The organism is Aminobacterium sp. (genome assembly GCF_034926885.1).
Classification (GTDB): Bacteria; Synergistota; Synergistia; order Synergistales; family Aminobacteriaceae; genus Aminobacterium.
The window spans coordinates 124,015-141,982 of the sequence record NZ_JAYFQR010000017.1 but is presented as its reverse complement, the minus strand read 5'-3'; the positions used below and the strand labels follow the sequence as shown (position 1 = coordinate 141,982).

At 43.6% G+C, this 17,968-nt stretch carries 16 protein-coding genes and 1 riboswitch; of the genes, 12 read left to right on the top strand and 4 right to left on the bottom strand.

Annotation, left to right across the window (positions count from 1 at the left end; translation table 11 throughout):
• Positions 1-221: 221 nt before the first annotated feature.
• Positions 222-325, top strand: a riboswitch (SAM riboswitch).
• Between the two features lie 92 nt (positions 326-417).
• A complete protein-coding gene (gene metK, locus VB083_RS08140) occupies positions 418-1,626 on the top strand; it encodes a methionine adenosyltransferase (RefSeq protein WP_213690562.1) in 1,209 nt (402 codons plus the stop codon).
• A 78-nt stretch (positions 1,627-1,704) separates the two neighbouring features.
• Here the strand turns inward: metK and VB083_RS08135 are convergent, their stop codons facing one another.
• Entirely contained in the window at positions 1,705-2,754 is a 1,050-nt protein-coding gene (locus tag VB083_RS08135) for a PQQ-binding-like beta-propeller repeat protein (RefSeq protein ID WP_213699673.1), read from the bottom strand.
• 136 nt (positions 2,755-2,890) lie between these two features.
• On the opposite strand from VB083_RS08135, the gene VB083_RS08130 reads away from it, so the two are divergent.
• A complete protein-coding gene (locus VB083_RS08130; protein ID WP_323401948.1) occupies positions 2,891-3,673 on the top strand; it encodes an HD domain-containing protein in 783 nt (260 codons plus the stop codon).
• Positions 3,674-3,705: 32 nt separating this feature from the next.
• Here the strand turns inward: VB083_RS08130 and VB083_RS08125 are convergent, their stop codons facing one another.
• Positions 3,706-4,173, bottom strand: a complete 468-nt coding sequence (locus VB083_RS08125) for a chemotaxis protein CheW (RefSeq protein WP_213690565.1) — start codon at positions 4,171-4,173, stop codon at positions 3,706-3,708.
• A 199-nt stretch (positions 4,174-4,372) separates the two neighbouring features.
• Between VB083_RS08125 and yedE the strand changes: the two genes are divergently transcribed.
• From yedE to VB083_RS08100, 5 genes are all read left to right on the top strand, one after another.
• Positions 4,373-5,440 carry a YedE family putative selenium transporter gene (gene yedE, locus VB083_RS08120; protein ID WP_213690585.1) on the top strand — a complete coding sequence of 356 codons (1,068 nt, stop codon included), beginning with the start codon at positions 4,373-4,375 and terminating at the stop codon, positions 5,438-5,440.
• A gap of 12 nt (positions 5,441-5,452) precedes the next feature.
• Positions 5,453-5,671, top strand: coding sequence for a sulfurtransferase TusA family protein (locus VB083_RS08115; RefSeq protein WP_213690566.1), 219 nt, complete (start codon positions 5,453-5,455; stop codon positions 5,669-5,671).
• 164 nt (positions 5,672-5,835) lie between these two features.
• A complete protein-coding gene (locus VB083_RS08110; protein ID WP_416242169.1) occupies positions 5,836-6,930 on the top strand; it encodes an NAD(P)H-dependent flavin oxidoreductase in 1,095 nt (364 codons plus the stop codon).
• 85 nt (positions 6,931-7,015) lie between these two features.
• A complete protein-coding gene (locus VB083_RS08105; RefSeq protein ID WP_213690568.1) occupies positions 7,016-9,328 on the top strand; it encodes a mechanosensitive ion channel domain-containing protein in 2,313 nt (770 codons plus the stop codon).
• Entirely contained in the window at positions 9,328-10,983 is a 1,656-nt protein-coding gene (locus VB083_RS08100) for a M20/M25/M40 family metallo-hydrolase (RefSeq protein ID WP_213690569.1), read from the top strand. The genes VB083_RS08105 and VB083_RS08100 overlap by 1 nt, the downstream gene beginning before the upstream one ends.
• Before the next feature lie 39 nt (positions 10,984-11,022).
• Here the strand turns inward: VB083_RS08100 and VB083_RS08095 are convergent, their stop codons facing one another.
• A complete protein-coding gene (locus VB083_RS08095) occupies positions 11,023-12,111 on the bottom strand; it encodes a hypothetical protein (RefSeq protein WP_213690570.1) in 1,089 nt (362 codons plus the stop codon).
• Positions 12,112-12,249: 138 nt separating this feature from the next.
• On the opposite strand from VB083_RS08095, the gene VB083_RS08090 reads away from it, so the two are divergent.
• The 5 genes from VB083_RS08090 to VB083_RS08070 all read left to right on the top strand — a co-directional run bounded on the left by VB083_RS08090 (position 12,250) and on the right by VB083_RS08070 (position 16,757).
• A complete protein-coding gene (locus VB083_RS08090; protein ID WP_307879605.1) occupies positions 12,250-13,425 on the top strand; it encodes an ABC transporter substrate-binding protein in 1,176 nt (391 codons plus the stop codon).
• A gap of 77 nt (positions 13,426-13,502) precedes the next feature.
• Positions 13,503-14,384: a branched-chain amino acid ABC transporter permease gene (locus tag VB083_RS08085; protein WP_213690571.1), complete on the top strand. Its 882-nt coding sequence runs from the start codon at positions 13,503-13,505 to the stop codon at positions 14,382-14,384.
• A gap of 9 nt (positions 14,385-14,393) precedes the next feature.
• Complete coding sequence (locus VB083_RS08080) at positions 14,394-15,260, top strand: branched-chain amino acid ABC transporter permease (RefSeq protein WP_213690572.1); 867 nt, start codon at positions 14,394-14,396, stop codon at positions 15,258-15,260.
• Positions 15,244-16,017, top strand: coding sequence for an ABC transporter ATP-binding protein (locus VB083_RS08075; RefSeq protein ID WP_213690573.1), 774 nt, complete (start codon positions 15,244-15,246; stop codon positions 16,015-16,017). Before VB083_RS08080 ends, VB083_RS08075 begins: the two co-directional genes overlap by 17 nt.
• Positions 16,014-16,757, top strand: coding sequence for an ABC transporter ATP-binding protein (locus VB083_RS08070; RefSeq protein ID WP_213690574.1), 744 nt, complete (start codon positions 16,014-16,016; stop codon positions 16,755-16,757). The genes VB083_RS08075 and VB083_RS08070 overlap by 4 nt, the downstream gene beginning before the upstream one ends.
• Before the next feature lie 72 nt (positions 16,758-16,829).
• Here the strand turns inward: VB083_RS08070 and VB083_RS08065 are convergent, their stop codons facing one another.
• Positions 16,830-17,951, bottom strand: a complete 1,122-nt coding sequence (locus tag VB083_RS08065; protein ID WP_213701552.1) for an aminotransferase class I/II-fold pyridoxal phosphate-dependent enzyme — start codon at positions 17,949-17,951, stop codon at positions 16,830-16,832.
• Between the last annotated feature and the right edge of the window lie 17 nt (positions 17,952-17,968).

The window sequence follows — 17,968 nt, the reverse complement described above, 5'->3', positions numbered from 1 at the left end:
GATGTCATGGCGGGTTTACCTCCTATATCCTTTATTTTGGTTGTTTGAGCAACACCAGTATAAAGGAGAGGTGCCCGCCTTTTTCATTATCTCTTTCACTTTACCTAAGTAAACGGAACGAAACTCTGGCCCATCTACAATGAAAGTTAGTTTGCCTGTTGACACTTTCAGAATATGCTCTATAATTCTTAAGCTGATGTTTCGATACTTTACAAATGTATCTCTTATCCTGAGAGGTGGAGGGACTGGCCCGATGAAGCCCGGCAACCTGCCAGCAACAAGGTATGGTGCCAATACCTGCAGCTGCATAGCTGGATGATAAGAGAGGAAAGTGTTACTTTTTGTATATGAAAAGAGCTCTTCCTCTTGGGGAATGGGCTCTTTTTTTATTATATCTGTAGTATTGGAGGTTGCTAAATGGCAGACAGAAAGTTTCTGATTACGTCTGAATCCGTAACAGAAGGACACCCTGACAAAGTTGCAGATCAGATTTCCGATGGAATTCTTGATGCAATTTTAGCAGACGACCCTATGGGGCGAGTTGCGTGTGAGACTCTTGTAACAACTGGAATGGTTATGGTTGCAGGAGAAATTAGTACATCCACGTATGTGGATATTCCAAAGTTAGCACGGGATATCGTGAAAGAGATAGGATATACCAGAGCCAAATATGGTTTTGATGGTGATACGTGCGCCGTTCTTACCGCTATAGATGAACAGTCTTCTGACATAGCACAGGGAGTAGATTCAGCTCTCGAGGTTCGTGCTCAGGCAGCACTTGGAGAGGCAGAAGTATCAAAGATCGGAGCAGGTGACCAGGGTATGATGATTGGATATGCCTGTAACGAGACAGAAGAATATCTGCCCATGCCCATCGCTTTGGCCCATCGCCTTGCACGTCGTTTATCTCTGGTTCGTAAAAATGGAACAATACCCTATCTTCGCCCCGATGGAAAAACGCAGGTTACCCTTGAATATGTAGACGGTCAGGCTATTATGGCAGAAACTATTGTTGTATCTGCCCAGCATCATCCTGGTGCAACAGAGACTCAGATTCGAAACGATATTATTGAACACGTTATTGCACCTGTTATACCTGAATATTTAATGAAACCTGAAACACGAATTCTTATCAACCCGACGGGGCGCTTTGTTAAAGGTGGCCCTATGGCGGATACTGGTTTGACTGGCCGAAAAATCATTGTAGATACATACGGCGGCTGGGTTTCTCACGGAGGCGGTGCTTTTTCCGGCAAGGACCCCACAAAAGTGGACCGTTCAGGAGCTTATATGACCAGATATGCGGCGAAGAATGTTGTCGCAGCAGGTTTGGCAGAAAAATGCCTTATTCAGATTGCCTATGCTATTGGAGTAGCTGAGCCTGTCTCGGTTATGGTTGATACATTTGGCACAGGTAAGATTTCTGATGACGCTCTTACCGATCTTGTAGAGAAACATTTTGATTTCAGACCGGCAGCTATTATTCGAGATCTTGACTTGAGGAAACCTCAATATCGTCGTCTTGCCGCTTACGGGCATATGGGACGTATTGATCTTGATCCGATTCCTGCTTGGGAAAAGACAGATCGTGCAGAGGCTTTGGCGAGAGACGCAAAAAATCTGTAATAAAAAATTAGTAATATAGTCTGTAATAGAAACGAGAGGCCAAAATGAATAGGCCTCTCGTTTTTTTATCTACTTTCGTTATTTAGCTTTGAAGGCGTATACTTTCCCGTCCATACTTCCTACAAAGACCATGCCGCCACCTATAGCGGGGGAAGCCAGTATTTCACGTTCAGTTTGATACGACCATAGCTCTTCCCCTTCTGTCGCAGAGAGAGCAACCACTTTTCCTGTTGCTGTTCCTATATAGACGGTTTTGTCGAAAATAGTTGGCGTGGCTTGCATTGCCCCTTCACTACCGTATGTCCAGAGTTTTCGACCTGTTATGGCGTCAATGCAGTAAAGCGTTCCTTTTTGCGTTCCAAAGAAAAGGCGTCCATCTTCTGGTATGGCTGATGTAGTAATGGCAGAATCAGCTGTAAATTTCCACTGAGGGATAATGCCTTTTATTTTGACAGACGAGAGCTTGCCATCCCAGCTTCCAAAATAGATAAACCCTTTCCATGTTGTTGAGGCCGTATCAATAGGGCCTCCCGAACCGCCGCCCCACTGCTTTTTTCCTGTCTTAGGATCTAAAGCATGGAAAAGGCCAGAGTGGTCTCCTATAAAGAGAAGACCTTCGTGGTAAAGGGGAGTGGAACGCAGTTCTCGGCCAGTATCAAACGTCCAGAGAACGGCTCCCGTCTCAGGATTGAAAGCATAGACTCGTCCGTCTGCACTAGCGGCAAAAAGAGAGTCTGCTCCGTAGACAGGTGATCCCCATATGGCGCCAGGTGCTAAATCCGTACCCAGAAGGGTCTGCCACAAAAGGGTTCCAGAGGTCATTTCAATAGCAAAAATTCGGCCATCTGTTCCGCCAACGAAGAGGACTTTTTCATTCATAGCGGGGGCTCCATTAATTGATGTGCCGGCATCATATTGCCATTTTACTTGTCCGTCTTGGGCGTTGAGAGCGTATACTGTGCCTCCCTTATCCCCTATATAGACAACCCCATCTTTGTAGGCGGGGGTGCCAGTGAGGGGCATTCCCGCTTCAAATTGCCATAGAGGTTCTACATACTCGGCAAAACCTGGCTGAATGCTGGCAAACAGAAAAAGTACGGCGAAAAAAAACATGAATATTTTTCTCATTACTCAGCACTCCTTTCAAAAGTATTGGCTATTCTTATTTTAGCGCAGTTCCTCATAAAAGAAGCGAAACCATTTATTTAAGCTTTACTGTATAATATTCGTTTACAGATGTTGAGTAAAGAAGGTCGATATGCCTATGAAAGTTGAGCACCTTATCCTCGCAAGAAAGTGGTTTGAGAATTTTGCTGACAGCTTTGTTTCTTCAGATGGAACTCTCTCGCCGTTGCTTCGTCTCAAAAAAGAGCACAGCTATCGGGTAGAAGCAAATAGCAGTTCTATTGCAACAATGCTTGAGTGGAAAACAGATGATATCCGCATCGCAGATGCCCTTGGACTTTTGCATGATGTAGGGCGCTTTCCCCAGTATTCCAATTATGGAACTTTTTTTGATGCGACATCTATAGATCATGGAGAAGAAGGAGCTGGTCTTTTAGAGCAATCTTTCCCGTGGGATGGAATTCGTCAAGATGTAAAAAACATGATTGTGGAAGGGGTACGCTTCCATAACAAAAAGAACCTGAAAGATGTGCAGGAATCCTCTGTACTGCCTATGGCTCGAATTGTTCGTGATGCAGATAAGCTCGATATCTTCGATCTGATTCGCAGATATGTAAAAGAAGAAAAAATTACTGATATTATTCCTGGGTTGCAGATGGAAGAGAGAATTTCTGCGGGATTATTGAAAGAACTTAAAGTAGGATACGACTCTTCATACAAGAATGTAAGAACACTCTCAGATTTTTTGGTTTTGCAACTAAGTTGGGTTTTTGATATCAACTATCCCGTAACTTTTGAAATACTTAAAGAAAGAAAGAGTGTTTCTTGGCTTCTTGATAGATTAAACAACATAGAAGAGATTCATTTCTTTTTAGAAAAAGCTGATGCTCATGTTTCTGCACAACTAATGAAGCTGCCTTAAAAAGGCAGCTTCATTTTTTATTCTTTATTGGGCTAGTCGTCGTTCACCTTTTCAAGTTCCGCCTGCTCTTCAAAAGAAAAGACGCGGTTAAGATCAAGGATAATAATGAGGCGTTTATCTACTTTTGCCACTCCTGTAATAAATTCTCTATCCATACCGCCAGCAACCATGAGAGGAGGGGCTTCTACAGATTCTTCTGTTATTCTCAAAATTTCACTTACTCCATCCACAAGAATTCCGACAAGCTGCGATTCCATATTGACTACGATAATACGTCGCTGAGCTTCGTCATTCTCTTCGTCAGAACCAATACCAAAACGTTTGCACAGGTCAACGATAGGTACAATCTGACCACGGAGGTTAACAATTCCTTCGATAAAATTTGACGCCTGGGGAATTTTCGTAATTTCCTGAGTGCGTACAATTTCTCGAACCTTTGAAATTTCAATGCCAAATTCTTCTTTGCCAAGAGCAAAGACAACAAGTTGTTGTTCAGCCATGAGCTAACATTCACCTTCTTCCCCCAATAATAGTACGACTACTTTATTAATGATATCAAATAATAACAAAAATGCACAATCACTTCTTAGTTGCACAAAATGGCCATTAGTGGTAATAATTAATATAAAAATATGTAATATAGTGTATTTATATTTTTTAAGAGAGGTGTTCAGGTTGAAAGGTCTTAATTCTCTTCTTATGTCTCGGCTTGGCCCCATAATCACGGGAGGAGTTGTTGGTTTATTGGCAGCGCTTCTTGTCCATTGGGGTAACCCCGGGAACATGGGAATTTGCGTCGCGTGCTTCACCAGAGATATTGCAGGAGCTCTAGGGCTTCATCGTGCAGCAGTTGTGCAGTATCTTCGTCCCGAAATAGCTGGTTTCATCCTCGGTTCTTTTATTTCTGCCCTTTTGTATCGTGAATATGTTCCCAGAAGTGGTTCTGCTCCTGTTATCCGCTTCTTTTTAGGTATGTTTGCCATGATCGGCGCCCTTGTTTTTCTCGGATGCCCTTGGCGTGCCTATCTTCGTTTAGCAGGCGGAGATTGGAATTCTATTGCAGGTATTATTGGTCTTATTGCCGGTATTGGCATTGGCATTGCTTTCCTTTGGAAGGGGTTCAGTTTGGGGCGTTCCTACGAAGCTCCTAAGGGAACGGGACTCTTCATGCCACTTGCTGCTGTGGCGTTGCTTGTTCTTGTTATTATGGCCCCTACATTTGGTAAAGACGGTGCTGCCCCGATCTTTTTCTCTGAGAAAGGTCCAGGTGCAGCCCACGCCCCAATAATGATAGCTCTTATCGTTGGCCTTGTTGTCGGGTGGATGGCTCAGCGAAGCCGTTTTTGCACTGTGGGAGCTATTCGTGATTTTGTTATGTTGCGAGACTCTCACCTTTTAAACGGTGTTTTAGCCTTTATTGTTGTAGCTCTTATTGCCAATGTGGCTTTGGGACAATTCCATCCTGGATTTGAAGGACAGCCTGTTGCTCATACCAATACATTATGGAACTTTATGGGAATGGTACTTGCCGGACTTGCCTTTACTCTGGCTGGAGGTTGCCCTGGTCGTCAGCTGATAATGAGTGGAGAAGGCGACGGCGATGCCGCAGTGTTTGTCTTTGGCATGCTTGTGGGTGCTGCCTTTAGCCATAACTTCAATTTAGCAAGTTCTCCGGCTGGCCCCGGTGCTTTTGGTCCAGCTGCGACAATAGTTGGTTTGATTTTCTGTTTGGCTGTTGGTCTGATTATGCGGCAGCGCCTTGATTAGGAGGAATACATGATGAGTGAATCTGTATGTGTAGATGCAAGAGGCCTTTCTTGCCCTCAACCTGTTTTGGAAACAAGAAAAGCTATTAAAGACCATCCTTCTGGGAAAATAGAGATTCTTGTAGATACAGTTACATCACGTGAAAATGTTTCGAGATTTGCCAGAAGTCAAAAATGGAATGTTACTGCAGAAGAGTTTGAAGGTGGATATAAGGTTATTTTAACGAAATAAAGTCGCTAAAATATTAAAATATCATTACTTTAGAAGGCTGCCAGGAGAAAATTGTTCTCTTGGCAGTTTTTTTGAATTATTTTCTTGATGGTTCTCTCCTTTTTAGGATAGAATAAGCAAGCTTGTTTTAAAATTAGAACAAGATCAATGTATAAAGAGGAGAGATGTTGTTGAGCCGTTCCATTCCTGTTTTAAAATTAGGAAAATACCAACCGCGTTATCCCCTGATCCAAGGGGGGATGGGCGTCGCTATTTCTGGCCCAAATTTGGCTGGTCATGTGGCGCTACATGGAGGGGTCGGCACCATAGCCAGTGTAGGACTGGCTTGTAATCAGCCGTATTACACAGGTCGTAACTATTTTGAGGCGAATCAGAGAGCAGTGCGAGAGGGGCTAGTAAAAGCCCGAGAGATAGCCGGAGAAGATGGAGTACTCGCCGTAAACTGTATGGTAGCTTTGACCGATTATGAGCTTCACGTGCGTTCTGCATGTGAAGGTGGCGTAAACGTTATCATTTCTGGAGCAGGATTGCCTATAAAGCTTCCTGACTATACGAAAGATTATCCAGATGTGGCCCTTGTTCCGATTGTGAGTTCTGTTAAAGCAGCGAGTCTTATCGCTCGTCGTTGGGAGAGACTTTATCATCGTCTTCCTGACGGATTTGTTGTAGAGACTCCTCTCTACGCAGGAGGCCATCTTGGCGTTACGAAAATGGAGCAGGTTGAGAGTGAAGAGTTTTCCCTTGAACGGGTTATTCCTGAACTTGTAGAGTACATAGAGAAAGAGCTGAAGAGCCCCATTCCCATAATTGCCGCTGGTGGAATTTGGACGCGAGAAGACATTGAACATGCTTTCGATCTTGGCGCAAATGGAGTGCAGATGGGAACTCGTTTTGCCTGTACCTATGAAGGCGATGCTTCTGAACGATTCAAACAGGCTTATATTGACGCTACTGAAGATGATGTAGTCATTATTCAGAGCCCTGCTGGACTTCCTGGTCGAGCTCTTCGCTCACCTTTCATCGAGAAATATTTGAATGGATTTGTGGAAAGTAAGCCATGTATTGCCAATTGTCTTACCCATTGTCGTTATCGTACAGAACGTAAAACGTTTTGTATTGCTCAAGCGCTTATCGATGCTTTTATGGGAAATTGGGAAGAAGGGCTTTTCTTCTGCGGATCTAATGTAGCGAGGATCACTAAGAAAGAGTACGTGGCAGATATTATCGCTGAATTATTTGGTGCTGAAGAAAAAGAGTAAAATCACTTTTTTTCTACTAAAAGACTGTGAGATAATAAAGAGCGGGCGAAATGCCCGCTCTTTATTATTCGGGAGTGATGAAGTAATGAAAAGATCATTGGTGATTAAGCCTCTTTTCTTATGCCTTTTTTTATATCTTTGCCTTTTGCCTCTTGCACACACCAGTTCAGCCGCACTTGTTCCAATTCAGGGGATTCCTTCTTTAACTACAAACACTCAAGAAGATGAGGGGCAATCTGTTTTTACACCGGAAATAATTCAACAACGGATAGAGGAGTTGCAGAAGGATATTGATACCTTGCGCTCTTCTCAATCATTGTTGCTTTCTGAACAGGTTGGATTGACACAAATTCAGATTGACGAACGTCAGAATCTAATCGAATCCCTCATTGCTCTTTATCGACGGTACGTTTCTTTTGTTGAGCGTCTTGAGAAGGTGCAAGGTGACTACGAAAGACAACAAGCAGACGTCCAAAAAGATATTGCGGCTTTTGTACCTGATTCGCCTCCTTATTCTCTTGGCTTTTATGAAAATTACCGCGGTCGTCTCGATACTCTTTCTCAAGAGATGGAGACGATTACGTATGCCCGCCGTTTGTCTGAGAGTGCTATCTCGTCGTCGAATGATAAAATTCGTCAGGCAGAGCAGCGAATTCAGATGTTGAAGGAAGAACAAAGTGATACGCCAATCTTCGAGTGGGAGATGCAGAAATCTCAGTTACAACTCGAAAAGGAACGTATTACTCTTGCACTTCGAGAAAAAAGTGTAGAGGAAAACAGCGTTCGGCTCAGTATGCTTGAGACTGAGCGAAAGAACGTTCTTGAAGGATTAAAGTGGATATCCCAAAATTTAAAATATGACGAGGCGGATCTCAAGCGTCAGGTAAGTCAGATAAAAGAAAGAGAGGAAGAGCTTCAGAAGCAGGCTTCATCTTTGCGTAAAGAGGTAGATCGGGCACGAGAAGAGCTTGTAAACGCCCAGACGAAAGTAGAGTCTGAGACTGATTCGGAAAATGCTCCTGTATATAGAGCGCAACAAAAAGAAAAAGAGGCGTGGTATGCCTACTATCAATCGGCGTTGGATCAGGCAGAGCAGGCTCAGATTTGGGCTGAGGAAACCCGGGAAATTTGGGAAACTCGATATTCATTGCTTCAAAAGGAACTTCCTACAGCTGAGCTTATAAAGTTGAGTACAGAGGCAGAAGGGAGAAAAAAAGACCTTGATAATGTTTTGCTGGGTTTACAGAAGCAGCAAGTATCTCTTCAATCAAGACTTTTAACCCTTGATGGCGCAATTTCGGCAGAACAGGAAGGTTCTTCTATTTTCAGGGCCTTGCGTAGAGAAAGTGAAGCGTTAAAGAAACAAATAGAACTTAATACACAGTATATGACGAGTTTGCTGAGTGTTTCCATGCTCAACAGCAGATTACTTGAAGAACTTGAAGGATGGCTCTCATCTGTAACATTAACAGAAAAGGTTTCTTTGGCTGGGTTGGAACGATTGAAGACCATATTGAATTTTCAGTTGTGGTCTGGTGATGGCTATTCCATCTCAGTAAAGAAATTGATATTGGCAATAGTTATCGTTCTTTTTGGTTTTTTGATAAGTCGTAAACTTACGAGAGGGGTAAAGCAACGCCTTCTTGACCGTTTTGATATGGACCCTACGGCGGCCATGGCTCTACAAAAGCTAATCTTTTTTGCGCTGATCGTTGCCTTTATTCTCATTGCCTTAGATATGGTCAATATCCCGTTGACGGCTTTCGCCTTTCTCGGTGGCGCCCTTGCTCTTGGTATTGGTATTGGCGCTCAGAATATATTCAGCAATCTGATTAGCGGATTCATTCTATTTATAAGCAAACCTTTCAGGATTCACGATACCGTTCAGATAGATGATATTCTCGGAACGGTAGAAGAGATAGAATCGAGGTCGACTCGAATTCGAACCTTTGATAATGTCGACGTACTTGTTCCAAACAGATATTTTTTAGAGAACCGCATTATAAATTGGAATAGAACCGATCAGATTATTCGAGGGAAGGTCAGTGTTGGCGTGGCTTACGGTTCCCCAGTGCGGGATGTTGAACGTCTGCTGCTTGTGGCTGCGTCTTCTCATAATAATATCTTGACCATGCCAGAGCCATATGCCATCTTTAAAGATTTTGGAGCGAGTACTCTCGATTTTGATCTTTACTTTTGGGTGGATATGCGGAGGGCTGCGCGTTTTGTAGTTCAGAGTGATCTTCGTTACAAAATAATGGAACTTTTTGCTGAAAATAATATAGAGATCGCTTTCCCTCAGTTGGATCTCCATTTTGATACAGATATTCCACTTCGCGTTTCCGTTGCTGATAATGAAAAAAAGGATGGTCATAACGAAGGAGATGCTTTACGTTGATGTCTTTTGTTCCTTCGCCAGAGAAACTTTTCTCATTATGCACAGAACTGGTATCTATCCCGAGCATTACGGGGAAGGTTGGTAGTGAAAATGAGGCGGCTCTCTTTATTGAGCGCTGGTTGCGCCATGTACCTTATTTTGAGAAAAACTCCGGGAATATTTTTATAGTACCAATTAAAAATGATAGCTTGAATCGATTCTGTGTTGCTGCTTTTCTTGAGGCGGATCCTCCGTGTAAAGAGACGATAATCATTACGGGACATTTTGATGTTGTCGATACGAAAGGATTTGGCCCTCTCGAATCATTAGCTTTTCGTCCGCAGGCCTATACGGAACGTTTGAAAAAAGAGCTTTTGCCTACGAAGGCTCGCCTTGACTACGAAAAAGGATACTATCTCTTTGGTCGTGGTGTTGCTGATATGAAATATGGACTTGCCCTTGAAATGGCTCTCATAGAAGAGTATTCAAAATTCCCCGAAAAACTCCATGCTAATCTTCTCTTTGTTGCCGTCTGTGATGAGGAAAATATGTCTGCTGGAATGCGAAGTGTTGTTCCCTGGCTTAGAGATTTTCAGAAGCGAAGAAAACTTGATTATTTAGCATGTATCAATACTGAACCTTCTGTAGGAGAGGTAGAAGAGCGAGGGTCCCTTTATTTGGGGACGATCGGTAAAATTATGCCTTTTTTCCTATGTGTGGGGAGAGAAGCCCATGTAGGAGAATACTTTAAGGGAATAAGTGCTCCTCTCATTGCTTCATGTCTTACTACCCTTGTCGAGGGAGATGCGGAGAGCTCCGATTCGTGGAAGGGGCGTTCTTTTCCTCCCATGGCGTGTCTGAAACTTGCTGATCTCAGAAGAAACTACGCTGTGACTGTTCCAGATATGGCAATTGCTTTTTTTAATAGCATGGTGGTGCAGAAAACGCCCAGTGATATTCTTGCCTATATGAAGAAAAAAGCGAAGCAGGCATTAGCACAAGCGCTAGCCCTTCGAGCTTTTTCAGAGAAGAAATTGTTTCCTGACTCATATTTGAAATCAGAAGGCGAGCCCCTCGTAATTACTTTTGAAGAGCTTGTTGAGGATGTTGCCAAAGAGAAAAAATGTACCTCTCTTCAGGTAATTACAGAGATGAACGCTTCTTTTTCTCCGAGAGCATCAGAGCATGAAAGAGGTATTGAAATTGTGCATGCCCTTCTCAGAGCGTCGGGGAAACGTGGCCCCCTTATTGTCTTGGGTTTTCTTCCGCCGTGGTATCCTCCTCGTTGCAACAGAGATGAGGAGAGGGGGGAAAAAGTTTTACGAAAGGTTGCGCAGGAACTTGTTGATTACAGCTCATCTTTATCGAAAGAGCCTATCGAAATAAAAGAGATTTTTGAAGGTATTATGGATCTTAGCTATATGGGATTCCAAGGCGAGAGTAGCGATATAGAAGCTGTAGCTGCCAATACGCCACTTTGGAATGTTGACTACACATTCCCAACTGATGATCTGAAAAACCTCAACGTGCCCGTGATGAATTTGGGCCCCATCGGGAAGGACGCCCATCAATTTACAGAACGTCTTGACCTTTCTTATGCGCTTCATATTCTGCCAAGTCTTTTCGTGAAGGCCATAGAGAGGATTCCTAAATTATATAGGGCCTTCTACGATTAAGAAGGCCCTTCTCCACTTCATAGATCAATCTCCCCTTATTTAAGGAACAAGATTATTGCGTAAATGAACCAAGAAATCCTGAACATTCGTTACTATGGGCGTAACAGACAGACTTCCTCTGTCTCGAAGCTTATTCACGGCAAACTCAGAAACGTCAATAGAGTAAATGAATACAGGGCGTATGGCGCCTTCTTTTCTAGTATAGGCCGGAGTCATGTTTCCAGTGGCGATAGTATGAAGCTGAGTGGCCAAGGCGATAACTGTTGTGGCCTTTCGTGTATGAAATCTCATTGCGTCTTGAGCCTCGTATACATTCCCCATCACTGGTGGAAGCGGGCCATCGTCGCGAATGGAGCCTGCAAGAACAACGGGAATCTGTTTTTTAATGGCAGAATAGATAACGCCGTTTTGGATATTCTCACCTTTTATGAATGCTTCTATAGATCCGTATCGGCGCACGGTATTGATGAGATCAAGGTGGTTATAATGGCCGAGAGGGCGCTGCTCTTGGGTGTATATATCCTGCCCTAGCGCTGTTTGCATCATACTGCCTTCCAGATCATGGGTGGCCAGTGCGTTTCCAGCGAGAAGTGCATGGGCATAACCATGTTCTATAAGTTCTGATAAAGCCTTCTTGGAATCGTGGTCAAAAACGACAGCAGGGCCGAGAACCCAGACAATATATCCATGTTCCCGTTCGTAGCGCAATACTTCATAAAGGGTGTCGTAATCTCTCGAATAGGCTGTTTCACGAGACCGCCCTGTTCTGAAAGAAAAAACATCACATTTTTTTTGTGTGGTTTTGAATGAGTTTGCGTGGAGGTATATCCCATCGCTACCATTCTCAGTACGTCCAACAACAACACGGTCTCCGACTTTCAGATTTCTAAATTCTACGGCTTCCACAGTATTTTCGTCTCGTATTACAGGAACACAATCCATTCGACTCTCGCTTATGAGAACCCATTGGCCATCGATTTTGAAATATTCGGGGTAGATAGATAGGGCGTGATAGTTGGCAGGCGCAACGCCTTCTATAACAACCTCGTTCACTTCGGCATTTGGTGCAGAAAGAAAGGGTTCTTTGTCGAAGTCCGGTTCCATATATGTTGGCAATTGAAAAGCCATATGACTCTCCCCCTATGAATTTATATAAAATAAATAAAATTGCTACAATTTTTAATTGCATTACTTGCGGCTTTCTCTGTACAATGATCACAATGATTATACATCATGATAAAAACCCTTTTTAGGAGGTGGTAGGTAGTGAAGAGAGGAAAGAGGTGGCGTGGGGCGATATGTTTTTTAATAGTGTCCCTTCTTATCGGAGTTCTTGGTGTTACCTCAGCATTGGCACAGGAAAAGCCTGTTAAGATCGGATATTTGGCAGCACTTACAGGAGACTGGGCTGCCTATGGGCAGACAGAAGAGAAATCTGCTCGTTTGGCTGTCGATGAGCTGAATGCAAAGGGTGGCGTTCTGGGAAGACAGATTGAGCTTATAGTTTATGATTTCAGAACACGGGCCGAAGATGCAGTGAATGCTGTCAGGCGAATGATCGAAGAAGACAAGGTTGTTGCTATTGTTGGCGCGAATGGAAGTGGAATCAATATTGCAACAGCACCCTTGGTTAATCGATACGGGGTATCCCAAATAGGAACTGTTTCTACAAACCCATTGGTTACAGTAGATGAAAAAGGTAAAGTACGTCCCTTCTCTTTCAGAATTTGTTTTACAGATCCCTACCAGGGCAAGCTTATAGCCTATTTTGCAGCGAAAGAACTTCAGAGAATGAATGCAGCCATACTTTATGATGTGGGTAACGATTACTCTCATGGCCTTAGAGAGTTTTTTATGAAGAGTTACGGGGAATATGGCGGAAAGGTCGTAGCTGATCTTGGTTTCAGAGGCGGGCAAGACGTAGACTTCAGAGCTCAGCTTACAGAGATTCGGGATAAAAAAGCCGATGTATTGATCCTTCCCAATATGGGTAAAGAGATGGCTCTTATTATGAAACAGGCTCGGGAACTCGGTATGGACGACATTATCTTTGTCGGTGGCGATGGGTACGGCGAATTTATGTGGGAGATTGCCGGAGATGCTATGGAGAATTCTTATTGGATCAATCACGTTGCTCCGGAAGACCCTGCAATGCAACCCTTTTTCCAGGCCTATAAAGAGAAATGGAACGATGAATGCAAAGAGTTCGTAAATGGAGTTTTAGGGTACGATTCCATTTATTGGCTTGTCGATGCTATCGGTCGTGCCGGAAGCGACGATCCTAAAGCCATTCGAGATGCACTTGCTTCAACTACAAATCTTAAACTTCACCATGCCACAATTACAGTTGATCCTGAAAATAATACTCCCAAAGATAAAGATGGCGTCGTGTTAGTCGCCAAAGACGGTAAAGGACAGTTTTACAAGAAAATCAAGCCGTAGATTTGTTGATCGGTCAAATTTGAGGGGGCAGAACTCGACAATCTGCCCCCATCCTCAGGAAAGAGGTGAGATCATCTGTGGCCACTTTTTTGCAACAGGTTATTAACGGACTTTCTCTTGGATCAGTATATGCCCTCATTGCTGTTGGCTATTCATTAGTTTATTCTATTTTGCTTTTTTCTAATTTTGCCCACGGTGGTTTTCTTGTTATTGGAGGATATATTTGTTATGTCGCATTGAAGACAATGGGGTTGAATATTTGGATGGCATCCCTCCTCTCCCTTGTGGGGGCAGGCATTGCGGCTGTTTTAACAGAACGAATAGCTTATAAGCCTATTCGAGAACGAACGAATGTAACCTTATATCTTCTTATTGCATCGATGGGAATGAGTATCGTCATAGAAAATATTTTTGTTATTGTTGCTGGTGGGCGTTTCAGAGCCTTGCCACCGGTTATTCCCACTCATCCTGTTCAGATCTTCAATATTGCCACAACAAGTGCTTTTGACCTTCTTTCTTTTGTTGTAGCCCTTGTTGCTCTCGGATGCCTTCAGCTTTTCCTCTCGCGAACAAAGTGGGGACTTGCCATTCGAGCGGCTGCGTGTGATTTGCGAACAGCCGGTCTTATGGGGGTTAATGTAAATTTGCTTATCGCCATTGTCTTTTTCACAGCAGGAGCTTTAGCTGCTATTGGTGGAATTTTTCTTTCAGTTCGCTATACCCTCTATCCTCAGCTGGGGGTTATTACCATCAAGGCGTTTGTGGCGGCCGTCATTGGGGGATTGGGTTCTCTGCCTGGGGCGGTTGTCGGCAGTTTGATTCTTGGGCTGGCAGAAATGCTGGCGGCTGGTTTTATTTCGAGCCAAATGCGGGATTTAGTGGTCTTTTCATTGTTGGTAATTACTTTGCTCATCAAGCCGACGGGCCTTTTTGGCAAGCAGATGAGCGAAAAGATATAGGTGCTTCCCATGTCTGGCTATACAGAGGGAATTATTACACTTCTTTGTATTAATGCTATTGCGGCAATGGGGGTATCTCTCCTTACTGGATTTACCGGTATCTTTACGTTGGGACATGCGGCATATATGGCTTTAGGAGCCTATACGTCTGCTATTCTCACAGTACAGTATGGAATTCATTGGCTCCCTGCTGTTTTATTAGGTGGTGGGGTTGCTGTTATTGTTGCATATGGCATCGGTGTTCCCACTCTTCGTCTGATGGGAGATTATTTTGCCATAGCATCTATTGGCTTGGGAGAGGCTATTCGTCTCATTCTCGAAAATTGGCAGTCTCTAACCCGAGGTGCGAGAGGATACCCGGGAATCGAACCTTATACAACATTACCGGTGGCTCTCTCTTTTTTCGTAATAATGGGGCTTTGCATGTTCAATCTTATTAATAGTCATTACGGCAGGTCGTTCAAAGCATGTCGTGATGACTATATGGCTGCGTCACTGCTTGGTTTTCATACGGCGAGACTCAGAGTGTTGAGTCTGGTTATTTCAGCATTTTATTGTGGTGTGGCAGGGGCATTGCTCGCAGGATTCCTTTCTTTTATCCAGCCGATTATGTTTGATATGCTTAAATCCACGGAATTAACGGCAGTGGTCGTTTTTGGCGGTCTTGGGTCTATGGTGGGAACGTTGGTGGGAACTCTCATTATAACTCTGGTTACAGAGCTTTTCAGACCTATTTCCCAATATCGAATGCTTATCTACGGAGCCGTTCTTGTCATTATCATGGTTCTTCGCCCTGAGGGAATTATGGGCGGTTTAGATGGCAGATGGCTGGCGAAGAAGGTTTTTAGGAGGAAAGACCATGGCGGCACTGCTTGAACTTAAAGACGTCGATAAGTTTTTTGGTGGTGTTCATGCTGTTCAGAATATGAGCTTTGCTTTGAGCGAAAAAGAGGTTGTTGGTTTAATTGGTCCCAATGGTGCTGGAAAAACGACAGTTTTCAACGTTATTACCGGTGTGTATTCGCCTGATAGAGGACGAATCTTTTTCGACGGAGAAGATATATCAGTTCTGAAAACATATCAAGTTATCAGAAGGGGAATCGCGCGAACCTTTCAAAATTTACGGCTTTTCCCGAGGTCGTCTGTTCTTGAAAATGTGATGACAGCAACGCAGCAGCACGAGGCTTATTCCTTTTTGGAAGCTGTTTCTCACTTTGGACGTTGGCGAACGAAAGAAACATTTATACGAGATCAAAGTATGGAGTTGCTCAGCCGTGTCGGCCTTGCTGACCGAGCCCTTCAACCTGCCGGAACGTTGCCTTATGGATATCAGCGTCGTCTGGAGATAGCACGAGCCCTGGCCTTGGAACCGCGCTTGTTACTTCTTGACGAGCCAGCTGCAGGAATGAATCCAGAAGAAGTTTTGGGATTGAACGAATTGATTCAGACAATTCACAGAGAGTTTCAGCTCGCTATTTTAGTTATTGAACATCATATGGATCTCGTTATGGAAATTTGTCCTCGTATAATCTGTATGAATTTCGGGGCGAAGATAGCAGAGGGAACTCCTGAAGAAATACAAAATAATCCAGAAGTGTTGAAAGCCTACCTTGGAGAGGAGGACGAGGAATGAGCGACGCAAAACAAGCCTTGCTGAATGTACAGAATTTGCATGTCAGTTACGGTGCAATACGAGCTCTTCGTGGCGTTTCTCTTCAAGTGTACGAAGGTGAAATTGTATGTGTCATTGGTGCTAATGGAGCAGGTAAATCCACATTAATGAACGCTCTTATGGCAGAGGTTCATAGAGAGAAGGGAAATGTCTTTTTTAATGGCATTCCTTTAGCTCAGCGAAGTTACGATGTGGTGAAACAGGGCATTTCCCTTGTTCCTGAGGGGCGGCGGGTCTTTGCGCCGCTAAGTGTGTACGAAAACCTGATGATGGGAGCTTTCCCCCGCAAGGATTCCAATAAAGTGCAAGAAGACCTCGAATGGGTCTACTCTCTCTTTCCTCGCTTAGAGGAGAGGCAGAATCAGTATGCTGGAACTCTTTCTGGAGGAGAACAGCAGATGCTTGCTATTGGCAGGGCTCTCATGTCGAGGCCTCGTCTTTTATTGCTTGACGAACCTTCTTTAGGGCTGGCTCCAATCATTATTAAAGATATTTTTAAGGAGCTTCGGCGAATAAATTCTGAAGGAGTAACTATCCTCTTGGTAGAGCAGAATGCTCGTCAGGCGTTGTTGCTCTCTCACAGAGGCTACGTTTTACAAACAGGCAATATCGTTATGACAGGAATTTCTGAAGATCTTTTGAATAGCGCTGATATTCGGGATGCTTATCTCGGAACAGGGCGAAAAAAGGGTCTATTGTAGGCGAGTACGTATAAAGATCAGGAGCCTTTTGTTCAAATACAGGCTCCTGATTCTTTCTCTCTTGAGTAGCGTTTACCCTTTCCAGTTCTTCAGAAAGACTGCAAACTGTTTCAACGCCTCAGAAAGAGATGCCCGTCCAAAACCGACTCTGAACCGATTTTCTACTGAGCCGAATACAGTGCCTGGCAAGATCATAACTCCATATTGCTCAATAGCTTTTTGGCAGAAGGTTTCAATAGAAATATCACTTTTCAATTCAGGATAGGCGATAGAACCGCCTTTTGGCGGTGTCCAGTGCAATAAATTCCCATATTCGCTAAAAAGTTTTTCTACTTCTTTAAGATTCTTGGCAAGAAGAGTTCTGTTTCGATGCAGAATTCTTGCTTTGTTTCGCAACCCTATAAGAGAAAGAATTTCTGCCGGGGAGCTTGCACAGATAGTTGTGTAATCCTTAAGCTGAGCACATATATTAAGGAATGTGGAGTTTTGACTGGCCAACCATCCCATACGCAAACCTGGAAGGCCGAAAGCTTTCGAAAGTCCGCCCAACGTAATGGCTTTCTCGTAGAGGGTACAAGGAGAAGGAAGGCGAGAAGCTTCATCAAACTCTAAAAAGCGGTACATTTCGTCTGAGAAAAGGTAGAGGTCATGATGAGATGCAATATCAATTATTTTTAAAAAATCCTTCTCAGTCGGCATATATCCTGTTGGGTTGTGGGGAAAATTTACAACAATCATTTTAGTTGTTGGCCTGATAAGAGCTTCAAGTCCATCTATATCTATAGTCCATTCTCCCTTTTCTTCTCTGACAGGCCAGGAAGTTACTGTACATCCCATGCTTTCTGGAATGGAATAAAGAGACTGATAGGCTGGTGTAAGGGCAATAATATGATCGTGAGGTTCTAGTATACTGTTAAAGGCTAGAAAGATTCCCTCTTCGGGAACAGCAAGCAATATATTTTCGCTCGAAAGGCCAGCGTAGAGGGATGCTATTTCTTTTCTCAGCAGAGGAAGCCCTTGCGATTCTGTGTATTCCAACCGTAGATTTTCCCAAAGAGTACGGCTTTCATCATCAGCCATACTCAAGAGTTCTGAGAGAGAAAAACTTTCACAATCCGATGGGCAAAGGTTAAATTCGGTTTTAAATTCGTAGCGGGCGAAGTATCGTTCAAGTTCAAAAGCTGGAAGTTTCATGTGCTTTTCCTCCTTAC

What these genes read in the sequence shown, in the direction of transcription:
- VB083_RS08125 (WP_213690565.1), bottom strand. Translation starts at nt 4,173, where the DNA reads ATGGCTGAACAACAACTTGTTGTCTTTGCTCTTGGCAAAGAAGAATTT.
- VB083_RS08105 (WP_213690568.1), top strand. Translation starts at nt 7,016, where the DNA reads ATGAAAAGATCATTGGTGATTAAGCCTCTTTTCTTATGCCTTTTTTTA.
- VB083_RS08075 (WP_213690573.1), top strand. Translation starts at nt 15,244, where the DNA reads ATGGCGGCACTGCTTGAACTTAAAGACGTCGATAAGTTTTTTGGTGGT.
- VB083_RS08080 (WP_213690572.1), top strand. Translation starts at nt 14,394, where the DNA reads ATGTCTGGCTATACAGAGGGAATTATTACACTTCTTTGTATTAATGCT.
- yedE (WP_213690585.1), top strand. Translation starts at nt 4,373, where the DNA reads ATGTCTCGGCTTGGCCCCATAATCACGGGAGGAGTTGTTGGTTTATTG.
- VB083_RS08070 (WP_213690574.1), top strand. Translation starts at nt 16,014, where the DNA reads ATGAGCGACGCAAAACAAGCCTTGCTGAATGTACAGAATTTGCATGTC.
- VB083_RS08110 (WP_416242169.1), top strand. Translation starts at nt 5,836, where the DNA reads ATGTTGTTGAGCCGTTCCATTCCTGTTTTAAAATTAGGAAAATACCAA.
- VB083_RS08115 (WP_213690566.1), top strand. Translation starts at nt 5,453, where the DNA reads ATGAGTGAATCTGTATGTGTAGATGCAAGAGGCCTTTCTTGCCCTCAA.
- metK (WP_213690562.1), top strand. Translation starts at nt 418, where the DNA reads ATGGCAGACAGAAAGTTTCTGATTACGTCTGAATCCGTAACAGAAGGA.
- VB083_RS08100 (WP_213690569.1), top strand. Translation starts at nt 9,328, where the DNA reads ATGTCTTTTGTTCCTTCGCCAGAGAAACTTTTCTCATTATGCACAGAA.
- VB083_RS08135 (WP_213699673.1), bottom strand. Translation starts at nt 2,754, where the DNA reads ATGAGAAAAATATTCATGTTTTTTTTCGCCGTACTTTTTCTGTTTGCC.
- VB083_RS08065 (WP_213701552.1), bottom strand. Translation starts at nt 17,951, where the DNA reads ATGAAACTTCCAGCTTTTGAACTTGAACGATACTTCGCCCGCTACGAA.
- VB083_RS08130 (WP_323401948.1), top strand. Translation starts at nt 2,891, where the DNA reads ATGAAAGTTGAGCACCTTATCCTCGCAAGAAAGTGGTTTGAGAATTTT.
- VB083_RS08095 (WP_213690570.1), bottom strand. Translation starts at nt 12,111, where the DNA reads ATGGCTTTTCAATTGCCAACATATATGGAACCGGACTTCGACAAAGAA.